15 protein-coding genes are annotated in these 14376 nt (G+C 62.2%); 10 read left to right on the plus strand and 5 right to left on the minus strand.

The features are described from left to right. Positions 1-24 precede the first annotated feature (24 nt). The 7 genes from AC19YY_RS09635 to AC19YY_RS09665 all read left to right on the plus strand — a co-directional run bounded on the left by AC19YY_RS09635 (position 25) and on the right by AC19YY_RS09665 (position 5730). Positions 25-864: an urease accessory protein UreD gene (locus AC19YY_RS09635; RefSeq protein ID WP_170042501.1), complete on the plus strand. Its 840-nt coding sequence runs from the start codon at positions 25-27 to the stop codon at positions 862-864. Positions 865-1008: 144 nt separating this feature from the next. Next, entirely contained in the window at positions 1009-1311 is a 303-nt protein-coding gene (locus AC19YY_RS09640; RefSeq protein ID WP_032862374.1) for an urease subunit gamma, read from the plus strand. A 9-nt stretch (positions 1312-1320) separates the two neighbouring features. Further along, positions 1321-1851 (plus strand): GNAT family N-acetyltransferase, encoded by a 531-nt coding sequence (locus tag AC19YY_RS09645; protein ID WP_500604112.1) that lies wholly within the window; start codon positions 1321-1323, stop codon positions 1849-1851. A gap of 5 nt (positions 1852-1856) precedes the next feature. Beyond that, entirely contained in the window at positions 1857-2390 is a 534-nt protein-coding gene (locus AC19YY_RS09650) for a GNAT family N-acetyltransferase (RefSeq protein ID WP_169952110.1), read from the plus strand. Further along, the gene (locus tag AC19YY_RS09655; RefSeq protein ID WP_170042497.1) at positions 2387-2692 is read left to right on the plus strand and encodes an urease subunit beta; all 306 of its coding nucleotides are present in this window, start codon (positions 2387-2389) and stop codon (positions 2690-2692) included. Before AC19YY_RS09650 ends, AC19YY_RS09655 begins: the two co-directional genes overlap by 4 nt. 113 nt (positions 2693-2805) lie before the next feature. Next, positions 2806-4506, plus strand: a complete 1701-nt coding sequence (ureC, locus tag AC19YY_RS09660; protein WP_169952114.1) for an urease subunit alpha — start codon at positions 2806-2808, stop codon at positions 4504-4506. A gap of 99 nt (positions 4507-4605) precedes the next feature. Further along, complete coding sequence (locus AC19YY_RS09665; protein WP_500604113.1) at positions 4606-5730, plus strand: sensor histidine kinase; 1125 nt, start codon at positions 4606-4608, stop codon at positions 5728-5730. 1074 nt (positions 5731-6804) lie between these two features. Here the strand turns inward: AC19YY_RS09665 and AC19YY_RS09670 are convergent. Further along, positions 6805-7749 carry a DnaJ C-terminal domain-containing protein gene (locus tag AC19YY_RS09670; RefSeq protein ID WP_169952118.1) on the minus strand — a complete coding sequence of 315 codons (945 nt, stop codon included), beginning with the start codon at positions 7747-7749 and terminating at the stop codon, positions 6805-6807. A gap of 272 nt (positions 7750-8021) precedes the next feature. Here AC19YY_RS09670 and AC19YY_RS09675 point away from each other — a divergent pair, with 272 nt between their 5' ends. Continuing rightward, positions 8022-9290 (plus strand): Hsp70 family protein, encoded by a 1269-nt coding sequence (locus AC19YY_RS09675; RefSeq protein ID WP_169952120.1) that lies wholly within the window; start codon positions 8022-8024, stop codon positions 9288-9290. 137 nt (positions 9291-9427) lie between these two features. Here AC19YY_RS09675 and AC19YY_RS09680 read toward each other — a convergent pair whose 3' ends face one another. The 3 genes from AC19YY_RS09680 to AC19YY_RS09690 all read right to left on the minus strand — a co-directional run bounded on the left by AC19YY_RS09680 (position 9428) and on the right by AC19YY_RS09690 (position 11782). Further along, positions 9428-10441 (minus strand): AI-2E family transporter, encoded by a 1014-nt coding sequence (locus AC19YY_RS09680; protein ID WP_169952122.1) that lies wholly within the window; start codon positions 10439-10441, stop codon positions 9428-9430. 181 nt (positions 10442-10622) lie between these two features. Next, a complete protein-coding gene (locus AC19YY_RS09685) occupies positions 10623-10922 on the minus strand; it encodes a PsiF family protein (protein WP_169952124.1) in 300 nt (99 codons plus the stop codon). 71 nt (positions 10923-10993) lie between these two features. Continuing rightward, positions 10994-11782 carry an AraC family transcriptional regulator gene (locus AC19YY_RS09690; protein ID WP_169952126.1) on the minus strand — a complete coding sequence of 263 codons (789 nt, stop codon included), beginning with the start codon at positions 11780-11782 and terminating at the stop codon, positions 10994-10996. A 97-nt stretch (positions 11783-11879) separates the two neighbouring features. On the opposite strand from AC19YY_RS09690, the gene AC19YY_RS09695 reads away from it, so the two are divergent. After that, on the plus strand, positions 11880-12752 hold the full coding sequence (locus AC19YY_RS09695; RefSeq protein WP_500604114.1) for a DMT family transporter: 873 nt from the start codon (positions 11880-11882) through the stop codon (positions 12750-12752). On the opposite strand, the gene AC19YY_RS09700 is transcribed toward AC19YY_RS09695, so the two are convergent. Next, entirely contained in the window at positions 12749-13639 is an 891-nt protein-coding gene (locus AC19YY_RS09700; RefSeq protein WP_169952130.1) for an esterase/lipase family protein, read from the minus strand. The genes AC19YY_RS09695 and AC19YY_RS09700 overlap by 4 nt on opposite strands. 177 nt (positions 13640-13816) lie before the next feature. On the opposite strand from AC19YY_RS09700, the gene AC19YY_RS09705 reads away from it, so the two are divergent. Further along, positions 13817-14347: a ferritin-like domain-containing protein gene (locus tag AC19YY_RS09705; protein WP_169952132.1), complete on the plus strand. Its 531-nt coding sequence runs from the start codon at positions 13817-13819 to the stop codon at positions 14345-14347. Positions 14348-14376 lie beyond the last annotated feature (29 nt).

Below are 14376 nucleotides of genomic sequence, written 5' to 3' on the forward strand. Positions count from 1 at the left end.
GCGTCTCGTTGATAAGCCCTGACCATGACCGTTCCTGCCCCCACCGCTCTGTTCACCCCCAGTTGGCACGCCGCGCTGGAGTTGGGTTATGCACGCTTTGGCGCCAGCACGCGCCCGGTGCTGCGCCGCCACCTGGGCCCGCTGCGGGTGCAAAAGCACCTGTATGCCGAAGGCCCCGAGGTGTGCCAGCACATCATCGTGCACCCGCCGGGCGGGATTGCCGGGGGCGATCGCCTGGAGATCACCGCCCACCTGGCTGAGGGCGCGTGGGCGCAACTGACCAGCCCCGGCGCCGCCAAGTGGTACCGTGCCAGCGGGCCGGCCTACCAGCAGGTGGCCTTGACGGTCGAGGCCGGCGCCACCCTGGAGTGGCTGCCCCAGGAAACCATCGTGTTCAGTGCGGCCCAGGCCGAACTCAGCACCCGCATCGACCTGCACGGCGACGCCCGGCTGCTGTACTGGGACGTGGTGGCGCTGGGGCGCCCGGCCAGCGGCGAACGTTTCGACCGTGGGCACTTCCAGTCGCACCTGGATATCCGTCGCGACGGCCAGTTGCTCTGGCATGAACGCCAACGCATCGTAGGCGACGACGGCCTGCTCGACTCGCCGATTGGCCTAGACGGCCAGCCGGTGTTCGCCACCTTGCTGGTGACCGGTGACATCGATACCGAACTGCTTGAACAATGCCGAGCGCTGCCCCATGCAGTGCGTGGCGACCTGACCCAACTGCCGGGTTTGCTGGTGGCGCGCTGCCTGGCCAGCGAGACGTTACTGGCGCGGGCCTGGTTGATTGATCTGTGGCGGCTGTTGCGCCCGGCATTGCTGGGGCGTGAGGCCATACCACCAAGAATTTGGAACACATGAGATCAAAATGTGGGAGCGGGCTTGCTCGCGAATGCGGTGTATCAGTCAACATATCCATTACTGACCCACCGCATTCGCGAGCAAGCCCGCTCCCACATTGGACCTGTGTTGTTAATAATTGTTTTTCAAAACGGACTGCTGACCATGGACCTGACCCCAAGGGAAAAAGACAAGCTGCTGATCTTCACCGCAGGCCTGGTGGCCGAGCGCCGCCTGGCGCGTGGGGTGAAGCTCAATTACCCGGAAACCATCGCCTACATCTCCGCGGCCCTGCTCGAAGGCGCGCGCGACGGGCGCACCGTGGCCGACCTGATGCACTTTGGCACCACCCTGCTCAGCCGCGAGCAAGTGATGGAAGGCATCCCGGAGATGATCCCGGATATCCAGGTCGAAGCCACCTTCCCCGACGGCACCAAACTGGTGACCGTCCACCAACCCATCGCCTGAGGCCCGGCCATGTCCTTGCTGATTCGTGACGCGGTGCACGGCGATCTGCCGGCGATCCGCGATATCTACAACGATGCCGTGATCAACACCACGGCCATCTGGAACGATCAACCGGTGGACCTGGGCAATCGCCAGGCCTGGTTCAGCGCACGCCAGGCGCAGTTTTATCCGATCCTGGTGGCGGTGGAGGCCGAGCAGGTGCTCGGCTATGCCTCGTTCGGCGACTGGCGGCCCTTCGACGGCTTTCGCCACACCGTCGAGCATTCGGTGTACGTGCGCAACGACCAACGCGGCAAAGGCCTGGGCCCGCTGCTGATGCAGGCCCTGATCGAACGCGCCCGGGCGTGCGACAAACACGTGATGGTTGCCGCCATCGAAAGCGGCAACCAGGCCTCGATCCGCCTGCACGAACGCCTGGGCTTTGGCATCACCGGGCAGATGGCCCAGGTGGGCACCAAGTTTGGCCGCTGGCTGGACCTGACCTTTATGCAACTGCTGCTCAGCCCCGGCGCCCAGCCGCCCGCGGTCCACAAGGAGTAACACCGATGAATGCTGCCCAACTGCGTCGAGTCAATGCTGAAAGTTTTGCCCATTACCGCCTGGGTTTGATTGAGCTGTTGCTGGACGCGGTGAAGCATGGCGCTTCGGTGGGTTTCATGGCCGATTTCGATGATGCCCAGGCCCGCACCTATTTAAGCGGTGTGCAGGCGAGTATCGAAGAGGGCAGCCTGCTGCTCTGGGTAGTGGTGCGCGACGAGCAAGTGATCGCCAGTGTGCAATTGGCGTTGTGCCTCAAAGCCAACGGCCTCAACCGCGCCGAAGTGCAAAAACTGCTGGTGCACAGCAGCGCCCGCCGCCATGGCCTGGGCCAGCAACTGATGAGCGCTCTGGAACTCGCCGCCCGCCAGCACAAACGCGGCCTGCTGTACCTGGACACCGAGGCCGGCTCCGGTGCCGAAGCCTTCTACCAGGCGCTGCGCTACACAAAAATCGGCGAGTTGCCGGACTACTGCCAAAGCCCGGACGGGCACTACAGCCCGACCGCCATCTACTTCAAGACCCTGGGGCAACCTGCATGATTCCTGGTGAATATCAGATCCAGCCTGGTGAAATCGAACTCAACGTGGGCCGCCGCACGGTCACCCTGAACGTGGCCAACAGCGGCGACCGTCCGATCCAGGTGGGTTCCCATTACCATTTTTTCGAGACCAATGACGCGCTGACCTTTGACCGCGCCCTCAGCCGCGGCATGCGCCTGAACATCCCGGCGGGCACGGCGGTGCGCTTTGAACCGGGGCAGAGTCGCGAGGTGGAGTTAGTGGAGCTGGCAGGGTTGCGCCGGGTGTTCGGGTTTGCCGGGAAGATCATGGGTGATCTTTAGGGCCTCATCGCAGGCAAGCCAGCTCCCACATGGGAATGCACTTCAAATGTAGGAGCTGGCTTGCCGGCGATAGCGGTTTCACATTCAACACATATTTTCCAGGGTTCACACACATGAAAATCAGCCGCCAAGCCTACGCCGACATGTACGGCCCCACCGTCGGTGACAAGGTCCGCCTCGCCGACACCGAACTGTTCATCGAAGTGGAGCAGGACTTCACGGTTTATGGCGAAGAAGTGAAGTTCGGCGGCGGCAAAGTCATCCGCGATGGCCAGGGCCAAAGCCAACTGCTCGCCCATGAAGTGGTGGATACGCTGATCACCAACGCGCTGATCATCGACCACTGGGGCATCGTCAAGGCCGACGTTGGCTTGAAGAATGGCCGCATCCACGCCATTGGCAAGGCCGGTAACCCGGACATCCAGCCCGGCGTGACCATGGCCATCGGCGCCAGCACCGAAGTGATCGCCGGTGAAGGCATGATCCTCACCGCCGGCGGCATCGACTCACATGTGCATTTCATCTGCCCGCAGCAGATCGAAGAGGCGCTGACCAGCGGCGTCACCACCATGATCGGCGGCGGCACCGGACCGGCCACCGGCACCAATGCCACCACCTGTACTTCAGGCCCGTGGCACCTGGCGCGCATGCTGCAAGCCAGCGACTCATTCCCGATGAACATCGGCTTTACCGGCAAGGGTAATGCCAGCCTGCCCGAGCCGCTGATCGAGCAGGTCAAGGCCGGCGCCATCGGTTTGAAGCTGCACGAAGACTGGGGCACCACGCCCGCCAGCATCGACAACTGCCTGAGCGTGGCCGATGAGTACGATGTGCAGGTGGCGATCCACAGCGACACGCTCAACGAGTCGGGCTTCGTCGAAACCACCCTCGCCGCGCTCAAGGGGCGCACCATCCACACCTATCACACCGAGGGTGCCGGTGGCGGCCACGCGCCGGATATCATCAAGGCCTGCGGCTTCCCTAACGTGCTGCCCAGCTCCACCAACCCGACGCGGCCGTTCACGCGCAACACCATCGACGAGCACTTGGACATGTTGATGGTCTGCCATCACCTGGACCCGAGCATTGCCGAAGACGTGGCGTTCGCCGAAAGCCGCATCCGCCGCGAAACCATCGCCGCTGAAGATATCCTGCACGACCTTGGCGCCTTCTCGATGATCAGCTCCGACAGCCAGGCCATGGGCCGCGTGGGCGAAGTGATCACACGCACCTGGCAAACCGCCGACAAGATGAAGAAACAACGCGGGCCACTGCCTGGCGACGGCGCGGGCAACGACAACTTCCGCGCCAAGCGCTACATCGCCAAGTACACCATCAACCCGGCGATCACCCACGGCATCAGCCATGAAGTGGGCTCCATCGAAGTCGGCAAATGGGCCGACCTGGTGTTGTGGCGCCCGGCGTTCTTCGGCATCAAGCCCACCCTGATCCTCAAGGGCGGGGCGATTGCGTCCAGCCTGATGGGCGATGCCAATGCGTCAATCCCCACCCCGCAGCCGGTGCACTACCGCCCGATGTTCGCCAGCTTCGGCAGCTCGCTGCACGCCACCAGCCTGACGTTTATCAGCCAGGCGGCGCTGGCAGAGGGCCTGCCGCAGGCCTTGGGCCTGAAGAAGCAGATCGCAGTGGTCAAGGGTTGCCGCCAGGTGCAAAAGAGCGACTTGATCCACAACGACTACCTGCCAGACATCGAGGTCGATCCGCAGACCTACCAGGTCAAGGCCGATGGCCAGCTGTTGTGGTGCGAGCCGGCGGACGTGCTGCCGATGGCCCAGCGTTACTTCCTGTTCTGACCGTTCATCGGCAGGCACCTGCTGTGCCAGTGAAGCCGGGAGACGTTGGCGCTACGATGCGCGACGTTTGTTCACTGTCTTGCACTTGGGAACCTGGCTATGCGCCTATCCGAATTCATCGTGTTGCATGCCGACCGAATCGTCGATGAATGGGAACAGTTTGCCGAAACCCTGACCCCGGCCGCCGAAACCCTGAACCGCGCGCAACTGCGCGACCACGCCCGTTCGATCCTGCTGGCCGCCGCGCGGGACATGAACACTCGCCAGAGCGCCAGCGAACAGGCGGCCAAGGCCAAGGGCGAAGGCCCGGAAAAAACCCCAAGCCTGGACGAAGCGGCCGCCAGCCATGGCGAACTGCGCCATACCGTGGGTTTTGACCTGGTGCAGATGACCTCCGAGTTCCGCCACCTGCGCGCCTGTGTGATTCGCCTGTGGGTCAATAGCCTGGAATCGCCGGACCTGGACTATTTCCAGGACATGATCCGCTTCAACGAAGCCATCGACGAAGCCCTGGCCGAATCCACGGCGGCCTACGCCGAGCAGGTCAATCGCTCGCGGGATATTTTCCTCGCCATCCTCGGCCACGACCTGCGCGCGCCCTTGCAGGCGGTGAAGATGTCCACCGAGATGTTGTTGCGCAAAGCTGCGTTGGACAGCAACGGTTTGAGCCTGCTGGGCAATATCCAAAATGGTGCGCGGCACATGGAGGCGATGGTCAGCGACCTGTTGGAGTTTGTTCGCAGCCGACTGGGCAGCAGCCTGCCTATCGAGCCCAAGCCAATGAACCTAGCCGATGCTGCCAAAGAGGCCATCAATGAAGCGTGCGCAGGCCGCCCGGACTGCCGGGTTCACCTGCACATCGACGGGGAAACCCAAGGGCTGTGGGATCGCGGGCGCATTGATCAGCTGTTGCAGAACCTGATCGGCAATGCATTGCAGCACGGCCTCAACAGCCAGGCGGTGACCCTGAGCCTAGAGGGCACGCCCGACAGCGTGGAACTGCGCATGCACAACTACGGCCAGCCGATTCCCCAGGCGGCGCTGGGCACCGTGTTCGACCCGCTGGTACGCAGCGCCAACGAAGAGCTGGGCAGCAACTCGACCAGCCTCGGGCTGGGCTTGTTTATCGTCAAGGAAGTGGTGCAGGCCCATAGGGGCACGATTGAAGTGACGTCCAGCGAGGCGGCGGGCACCACGTTTACCGTAGTGCTGCCACGCCAGTAGACACCACCGATCCCTTGTAGGAGCTGTCGAGCTTTAGCGAGGCGGCGATGGCGGTGGGTCCGTCGACATCCATGCTGGCAGTGCCGCCGCCATCGCAGCCTCGCCGGGGCTCGACAGCTCCTACATTTCATTTGCGATGTGGCGCAAATCTATGCCCGCCAACGATCCCCGGTAGGAGCTGTCGAGCTTTAGCGAGGCGGCGATAGCGGTGGGTCAGGCAGCATCAATGCTGGCAGTGCCGCCGCCATCGCAGCCTCGCCGGGGCTCGACAGCTCCTACATTTCATTTGCGATGTGGCGAAAATTTTTGCCCGACAACGATCCCCTGTAGGAGCTGTCGAGCTTTAGCGAGGCGGCGATGGCGGTGGGTCAGGCAGCATCAATACTGGCAGTGCCGCCGCCATCGCAGCCTCGCCGGGGCTCGACAGCTCCTACATTTCATTTGCGATGTGGCGCAAATTTGTGCCCGGCAACGATCCCCTGTAGGAGCTGTCGAGCTTTAGCGAGGCGGCGATAGCGGTGGGTCAGGCAGCATCAATGCTGGCAATGCCGCCGCCATCGCCGCCTCGCCGGGGCTCGACAGCTCCTACATTTCTTTTGCGATGTGGCGCAAATTTATGCCCGGCAAAGATCCCCTGTAGGAGCTGTCGAGCTTTAGCGAGGCGGCGATGGCGGTGGGTCAGGCAGCATCAATGCTGGCAATGCCGCCGCCATCGCAGCCTCGCCAGGGCTCGACAGCTCCTACATTTCTTTTGCGATGTGGCGCAAATCTATGCCCGGCAACGATCCCCGGTAGGAGCTGTCGAGCTTTAGCGAGGCGGCGATAGCGGTGGGTCAGGCAGCATCAATACTGGCAGTGCCGCCGCCATCGCAGCCTCGCCGGGGCTCGACAGCTCCTACATTTCATTTGCGATGTGGCGAAAATTTTTGCCCGGCAACGATCCCCTGTAGGAGCTGTCGAGCTTTAGCGAGGCGGCGATGGCGGTGGGTCAGGCAGCATCAATGCTGGCAATGCCGCCGCCATCGCTGGCAAGCCAGCTCCTACAGGGTTTTGCTGATTTCCCACACAGGGCGGTTAGCGGCCCCAGGTTTCCCGTGGATCAAAATTGGCCTTTTGCGCCAGTTCCTGCCACAGCGCCTTGACCTCATCGTCACTGCTTTTGGGCATCACGGCCTTGAGCTGCACAAACAGGTACCCGCGCTGCCCGGCCTTGTTCAGCAAGCCATGGCCCTTGGCCCTCATGCGCTGGCCGTTCTGGCTGCCGGCCGGGACCTTGAGGTTGATCTTGCCGGTCAGGGTCGGCACTGCGACTTCCGCGCCCAGAGCCAATTCCCACGGTGCCAGCGGCAAAGTGATCACCAGGTTTTCGCCTTCGACCTCGAACTTCGGGTGCGGCGCAAAGCGGATGATCAGGTACAAGTCGCCATTGGCGCCGCCACCGATCCCCGGAGCACCCTGGCCCTTGAGGCGAATGCGCTCGCCATCGGCCACACCGGCCGGAATCTTCACGTTCAGGCTCTTGGTGGTGTTGCTGACGTGCTGGCCCGCCGCATTGTATTGCGGCACCTGGAAGCTGATTGCCTTGGGCTCGGTGGACAGGGTCTCCTCCAGGAACACCGGCAACTCCATCTCCACATCCTGGCCGCGTCGCCCGGGGCTGCGCCCCTGGGCGCCGCCAAAGCCGTTGCCACGCGAGCCGAAGATCGAGCTGAAGAAGTCCGAAAACTCGCCCGTATCCTGGCCACCGCCAAACCCGCCACGGCTCTGCCAACCTGGCGGCCCCTGGAAGGGCTGACCGTGCTGGCCATAGCGGCGCAATTCATCGTACTCGGCGCGCTTGTCGGCACTTTTCAGCGCTTCATAGGCTTCCGAGGCGTCCTTGAACTTCTCTTCCGCGTCCTTTTCCTTGCTGACGTCGGGATGATACTTACGGGCCAGCTTGCGATAAGCGGCCTTGATCTGCTTGTCATCGGCCGTCGGCTCGACACCAAGAATCTTGTAATAGTCTTTGAAATCCATGGGGGCATCACCATCCGTTATCGAGATCGCACAGTCGGGCCCTGCCTGCCTGGGCATTGCGGGGCGATTCGAGGTGCGTCAGAAAAATATCGGCGGCTTGCAGGACAAACTTGATCCTTTCGACAGCCACCAACCGTATGCACAGGAGTTGGGGGCAAGGAGCCGACCTTTCAAGGTAACAAGTCTGCTGTATTTAGCGGATAGTCGGCCTACGCATCTGCACGCGAGTGACATACACTGCGCGGCCGTTTTTTAACCGGAACCTGTTAGACATGAACAACACCTCTCCAGCCCGTGCCTGCGGCATCGACTTCGGCACGTCCAACTCCACTGTCGGCTGGATCCGTCCCGGCATGGAAACGCTTATCGCGCTGGAGGACGACAAGATCACCCTGCCGTCGGTGGTGTTCTTCAACTTCGAAGAACGCCGCCCGGTGTACGGCCGCCTGGCGCTGCACGAGTACCTGGAAGGCTACGAAGGCCGCCTGATGCGTTCGCTCAAGAGCCTGTTGGGCTCCAAGCTGATCAAGCACGACACCAGCGTGCTGGGCACGGCCATGCCGTTCAAGGACCTGCTGGGGCTGTTTATCGGCCAGCTCAAGAACCGCGCCGAAGCCACTGCCGGCCGTGAGTTCGAAGAAGTGGTACTGGGCCGCCCGGTATTTTTCGTCGACGACGACCCGATGGCCGACAAAGAGGCCGAAGACACCCTGGTGGACGTGGCCCGCAAGCTCGGCTTCAAGGAAGTCTCGTTCCAGTACGAGCCGATCGCCGCAGCCTTCGACTACGAATCCACCATTGAACAAGAAGAGTTGGTCCTGATTGTCGACATCGGCGGCGGTACCTCCGACTTCTCCCTGGTGCGCCTGTCGCCCGAGCGGCGCAAGCACGACAACCGCCACGACGACATCCTCGCCACCGGCGGCGTGCATATCGGCGGTACCGACTTCGACAAACAGCTCTCGCTGGCCGGCATGATGCCGCTGTTCGGCTACGGCAGCCGCATGAAAAGCGGGGCCTACATGCCCACCAGCCACCATATGAACCTGGCCACCTGGCACACCATCAACTCGGTGTACTCGCAAAAATCCCAGCTGGCCCTGGGCAGCATGCGCTACGACATCGAAGACACCGGCGGCATCGACCGCCTGTTCAAGCTGATCGAGCAGCGCGCCGGCCACTGGCTGGCGATGGAAGTGGAAGAAACCAAGATCCACCTCACCCACGACGACAGCCGCCACGTGCCGCTGGACCGGGTAGAACCGGGCCTGAGCGTGGAACTGAGCCGCGCCCTGTTCGAATCGTCCATCGACAACCTGCTGGAACGGGTGCGCAACAGCGTGACCCAACTGCTCGACGACGCCTCGGTGGACGTGGCCCAGGTCGACACGGTGTTCTTCACCGGCGGCTCCAGCGGCATCCCGGCCCTGCGCCACAGCATTTCGGCGATGCTGCCCAATGCCCGGCACGTGGAAGGCAACATCTTCGGCAGCATCGGCAGCGGGTTGGCGATCGAGGCAAGCAAGCGTTACGGCTACTGAGTATTAGCTGAAACCGCGGCGCGCCCTTTCGCGAGCAAGCCCGCCCCCACATTTGGACCGCATTCCCAAGGCGGAACCCGGTCGAAATGTGGGAGCGGGCTTGCCCGCGATAAGGCCAGCCTAGACGCCCTCAATCTTCAGACCATCCCACCCAGCTTCAACTCACTCTTCAAATACGCATAATAAATCGGCCCTGCCACCACCCCAGGCAGGCCGAATGCGGCTTCAAACACCAGCATCGCCAACAACAACTCCCACGACTTGGCGCTGATCTGCCCGCCGACGATGCGGGCATTGAGGAAGTACTCGACCTTGTGGATCACGATCAGGTAGCCCAGCGCCGCCACCGCCACCCAAATCGACATCGACAACGCGACGATGGTGATCAGGGTGTTGGACATCAGGTTGCCGATCACCGGCAGCAGGCCCAGCAGGAAGGTGAGGACGATCAGGGTCTTGGTCAGCGGCAGGTGGATCCCCGCCAGCGGCAGCACCACCGCAAGGAAGATCCCGGTGAAGATGGTGTTGAGCGCAGCGATTTTGATTTGCGCAAAGACAATGTTGCGAAAAGCCTGGACCAGCAGGTGCAGGCGGTCGAACAACGCGGCTGCCAGGGGTTTGCGCTTGGTCAGGTCCGGGACCCGCTGCAGGGCGATGATGGCGCCCAGGACCATGCCGATCAGCAGGGTCACGAACATATGCGCCGCGTCCTTGCCCACCAGCTGCAGTTCGCTCAGGTGCTTGCTCAGCCATTCACCGATAGCCACGCGAAACTCGGCGGCGCTGGCCGGCAGGTAGGCGTCGAGGAACGGCGGCAACTGGCCGCGCGCGCGGTCGACCACGCCCATGAATTTATCGAGGGAAGCCCCGGGGTTTTCCGCTTCGTGCAGCAAAAAGCTGATGGCACCGGCAAAAATCAGGGTCAGCACGCTGACAATCACGGTGCCGAGCAATGCCACCGCCAGCCAGCGCGCGCGCCGGCCTTCGATCAAGCGTTGCAGTTGCGGGGTGAGCATGTTGACCAGTTCGAAGACCAACAGGCCGGCCAACAGGCTGGGCAGCAGTTTTAACGGTAGGACCAGCAGCAACCCGCCGAAAATGATGATGTAGCTGGCCAGCAACAACACATGACGCTGAGAAAACGTTGGCATACAGCCTCTAAACGAACGGCGTTAAAGGATGGGCAGTCTGCCAGCCTTGGGGCAATCAAGCGAGAAGTCTGATGGTTGTGAACACCATCAACTGTGGGAGCGGGCTTGCCCGCGATGGCGCTGGCTGGCTGACACACCGCAATCGCGGGCAAGCCCGCCCCCACAGGGGTATTTAAGCGGGTCAGCCTTTAAGGCAGGTGCTCATAAAGGTTTTACGCGCATCGCCGGCCAGCGCCTTGGTTTTTGCCGTCGCGTTGCAGTCCTTCATTTTTTGCTGCTGCGGGGTCAGGGTCTTGGCGTCATTGGCGGCCGGGGCCGAGAGGCAGGTTTTCATGAAGGCCTTGCGCTCGTCGCCCTTCAAGGTCTTGGTGGAGGCTTCGGCGTTGCAGGTGGTCATTTTGTTTTGCTGGGCAGTGGCCGCAAACCCTTGGGAACAGAGCAGCAGACCGATCATCAACAACGGAATACGCAACATCTTCATGGAGTTTTCTCCCTGTTACCACGCCGAGGGGCGCGGCCTCCCCTGCAGTGTAGACAAAGCCTGTTACACCTTCACCTGCTACGTAAGTTCGTTCGTCGATACTGCTCCGGCGTACAGCCGGCCTGGCGCTGGAACATTGCAATAAACGCCGAGGCGGTGCTGTAGCCCAGGTCAAAGGCCACTTCCTGGACGCTGCGCGTGTTTTCCAGGGCCTCGATGGCCGCCAGAAAGCGCAGGCGCTGGCGCCATTCGCCAAAGCTCATGCCCAGTTCGCGCACAAATTGCCGGGCCAGGGTGCGCTCGCTGACGTGTACCTGCTGCGCCCATAGCGCCAGCGCGCGGTTGTCCCCGGGATCAGCCTGCATGCCTTCAAGCACGCTGAGCAGGCCGGGGCTGCTGGCATACGGCAGGAAACAGTCATGCACCGGCGCCTGGCGCAGTTGGTCCACCAGCACCTGGGCCAGGCGCACGTCGGCTTCGTTGGCCGGGATATTCACGTCGCGCTCGGCAAAATCACTGAGGATGGCCTTGAGGATGTTGCTGATGGTCAGGGTGCAGGGCTGCGTGGGCAATTGCTCGCACAGGGACGGCGCCAGGTACACCGAGCGGTAGATAATTGCCTGGGCGTTGTAGGAGCTGTGCTGGGTGTTGGGCGGGATCCACACCGCATATTGCGGCGGCGACATAAACCGGTTGCCGCCCACTTCAAAGCGCATCACGCCGCGGGCCGAGTAGTCCAGGGAGCCCCAGGCATGCTGGTGGCTGGAGGCGCGGCTGTCGGCGGCAAATTCCGAGTAGCGAAAGTACACCGGGGCCGGTAGCACGTCGAAATCGGGCAGGTTGATGTAGGTCTTCGGCATATTGTCTGGATACAGAGGCGGCTTGTCTGGATCGAAGTATAGGCTTCGATCCAGACAAAGGATAATCACCCCTCACTAACGTTCCTGGTTCCTTGCAATGCAATACGCTTATCCGCTGCTGGCCATCTTTATCTGGGCTGGTAATACCGTGGTCAACAAACTCGCCGTGGGCTCGATTTTCCCGGCCGAGATCGGTTTTTATCGCTGGCTGCTGGCCGCCATCCTGTTTACCCCGTTCATGCTCAAGCCAGTCATTGCCAACTGGGCGCTGATCCGCCCCAACCTGGGCAAGATCGCCGTGCTCGGCGTGCTCGGCATGGCGGTCTACCAGAGCCTGGCGTACTACGCCGCCAACCTGACCAGCGCCACCAATATGGGGATCATCCTGTCGCTGATGCCATTGATGGCCCTGACTGCGGCGATTATCAGCCTCGGCCAGCGCCTGACCTTCGGCGCCCTGACCGGGGCGGTGCTGTCGTTTGCCGGGGTGGTGGTGGTGGTGTCGGCCGGCAGCCTCGGCGCGCTGCTGCAACACGGGGTTAACCTGGGCGACGCGATGATGCTGGTGGCCACCCTGGCCTATGCGATCTACAGCACCCTGCTGAAAAAATGGCAATTGCGCCTACCGCCCCTGGTGTTGCTGTATTTGCAGGTGCTGGTGGCGGTGGTGGTGCTGTTTCCGCTGTTCCTGGCCTCGGACAAGGTCGGCCTGGGCCGGTCGAATATTGGCCTGGTGGTGTACGCCTGCCTGCTGGCATCGATGATTGCGCCGCTTTCGTGGATGCATTCGGTCAAAAACCTGGGGCCGAGCCGGACCACGCTGTTTTTCAATTTGCTGCCGCTGATCACGGCGCTGATTGCAGCGGTGGTGCTCAAGGAGCAGTTGGCGCTGTATCACTTGGTGGGGGGTGTGTTGACCTTGGGCGGGGTGATTTTGTCGGAGCGCTGGACCACGCCGGTAAGGCGTTAAAGCCCGGCCGCCTTCAACCGCTGCGCATGTTCGACAAACAGGCGGATCGGCTCGGCACCCTTGCCCACCAGGCCCAGTGACTGGTTGACGATATCGAAATGGTCCAGCGCATAGTCATCGCCAATCACCGTGCCCAGGTGTGAGCTGTAACGCCCGACCATGCCGTCGCACTGGCCTTTCTCCTTGACGAAGGTGCGCGCAAACAGCCGGCAACTGCGGTTGGTGCCGTCCAGCAGGTTGCGCCCGCGATCGGTCTTGCCCGGCTGCAAGGTGCCGGACCAGGAGTAATAACGCACTCCGCCCACTTCTTCGGCGCCCTGCCCGCCCCAGGTGTCTGGCAGGCCTTGGGGGTATTGACGATTGAACAGCGCCACACCCGCGCTGGTCAGCGATTGATGGGAGGCGTGGATATCCGCCGCAAAACGCGGGCCGCGATAGCCGGTTTCGAGCAGGCCCATCACCACGCCCACCAGGCGCAACAGCGCACTCATGATCCGGCCCTTGGCGCTGTCGGCCGGATAGTGGGTGTGCAGGTAGTCCGCCAATTCCGAACCGTGATTGGGCCCGGCCACCGAGGTCACCGAGGCCACCCATTCCGGGCGTTTGGCCGCCGCGTAACGGGCGGTGAGCGAGCCCTGGCTATGGCCGATCAGGTTGACCTTGTCGGCACCGGTCTGGCGGCGAATCTGCTCGATCTGCACCAGCAACTGCTCGCCGCGTACCTCGCTGGAGTTGAGCGGCGCCACCTGCACCGCAAACACTTGCGCCCCGCCCGCACGCAAGGCCGGGACGATGCCGTACCAATACGGGTACAGCAGCAGCCGCACAAACCCGAGCATGCCCGGCACCAAAACCAGGGGATAACGTGTAGCCAATGTCTGCGGCATGGGGGCAAACGTCCTTCAAAGGGGCGATTGAGCTGATCCTAGACCAGCCCTGCGGCAATCGATATGACACCCGGCAACATCCGATAAAACTTTTTGCGCCGCGCAGCACTCACAACTTTGAGCGATCACACCCCGAGAGTGTGGCGCAAAACCGGATATCGCCCTGAGGAGATTGAAATGACCGACATGCATTTGTCTGACGTAAGCACCCTTCGCGAACGCGCGCGCAAGAATGTGGAAAACGGCGCAGTGACCGAAGGCTACAGCGCCGACCGCGAAGAGATCCTGCGCCTGCTCAACGAGTCACTGGCCACCGAACTGGTCTGTGTGTTGCGCTACAAGCGCCACTACTTCATGGCCAGCGGCCTGAAAGCCAGCGTGGCCGCCGATGAGTTCCTGGAGCACGCCAACCAGGAACTGGAACACGCCGACAAACTGGCCGAACGTATCGTACAGCTGGGCGGCGAACCAGAGTTCAACCCGGACCTGCTGTCCAAGCTGTCCCACGCACAGTACGTGGCCGGCAAGACCTTGAAGGACATGGTCTACGAAGACCTGGTGGCCGAGCGCATCGCGGTGGACAGCTATCGCGAGATCATCCAGTACATCGGCGAGAAAGACCCGACCACCCGCCGGATCTTTGAAGACATCCTGGCCCAGGAAGAAGAGCACGCCGACGATATGGCGGACATTCTCAAAGACCTGTAAGCCTGCCAGCAGCACTCACTAATGTGGGA

It is taken from the genome of Pseudomonas sp. MF09156 (assembly GCF_059862305.1).

Bases quoted from the DNA above. Each gene is read 5' to 3' on its own strand.
- AC19YY_RS09635 (WP_170042501.1), top strand. From the start codon at position 25: ATGACCGTTCCTGCCCCCACCGCTCTGTTCACCCCCAGTTGGCACGCC.
- AC19YY_RS09640 (WP_032862374.1), top strand. From the start codon at position 1,009: ATGGACCTGACCCCAAGGGAAAAAGACAAGCTGCTGATCTTCACCGCA.
- AC19YY_RS09645 (WP_500604112.1), top strand. From the start codon at position 1,321: ATGTCCTTGCTGATTCGTGACGCGGTGCACGGCGATCTGCCGGCGATC.
- AC19YY_RS09650 (WP_169952110.1), top strand. From the start codon at position 1,857: ATGAATGCTGCCCAACTGCGTCGAGTCAATGCTGAAAGTTTTGCCCAT.
- AC19YY_RS09655 (WP_170042497.1), top strand. From the start codon at position 2,387: ATGATTCCTGGTGAATATCAGATCCAGCCTGGTGAAATCGAACTCAAC.
- ureC (WP_169952114.1), top strand. From the start codon at position 2,806: ATGAAAATCAGCCGCCAAGCCTACGCCGACATGTACGGCCCCACCGTC.
- AC19YY_RS09665 (WP_500604113.1), top strand. From the start codon at position 4,606: ATGCGCCTATCCGAATTCATCGTGTTGCATGCCGACCGAATCGTCGAT.
- AC19YY_RS09670 (WP_169952118.1), bottom strand. From the start codon at position 7,749: ATGGATTTCAAAGACTATTACAAGATTCTTGGTGTCGAGCCGACGGCC.
- AC19YY_RS09675 (WP_169952120.1), top strand. From the start codon at position 8,022: ATGAACAACACCTCTCCAGCCCGTGCCTGCGGCATCGACTTCGGCACG.
- AC19YY_RS09680 (WP_169952122.1), bottom strand. From the start codon at position 10,441: ATGCCAACGTTTTCTCAGCGTCATGTGTTGTTGCTGGCCAGCTACATC.
- AC19YY_RS09685 (WP_169952124.1), bottom strand. From the start codon at position 10,922: ATGAAGATGTTGCGTATTCCGTTGTTGATGATCGGTCTGCTGCTCTGT.
- AC19YY_RS09690 (WP_169952126.1), bottom strand. From the start codon at position 11,782: ATGCCGAAGACCTACATCAACCTGCCCGATTTCGACGTGCTACCGGCC.
- AC19YY_RS09695 (WP_500604114.1), top strand. From the start codon at position 11,880: ATGCAATACGCTTATCCGCTGCTGGCCATCTTTATCTGGGCTGGTAAT.
- AC19YY_RS09700 (WP_169952130.1), bottom strand. From the start codon at position 13,639: ATGCCGCAGACATTGGCTACACGTTATCCCCTGGTTTTGGTGCCGGGC.
- AC19YY_RS09705 (WP_169952132.1), top strand. From the start codon at position 13,817: ATGACCGACATGCATTTGTCTGACGTAAGCACCCTTCGCGAACGCGCG.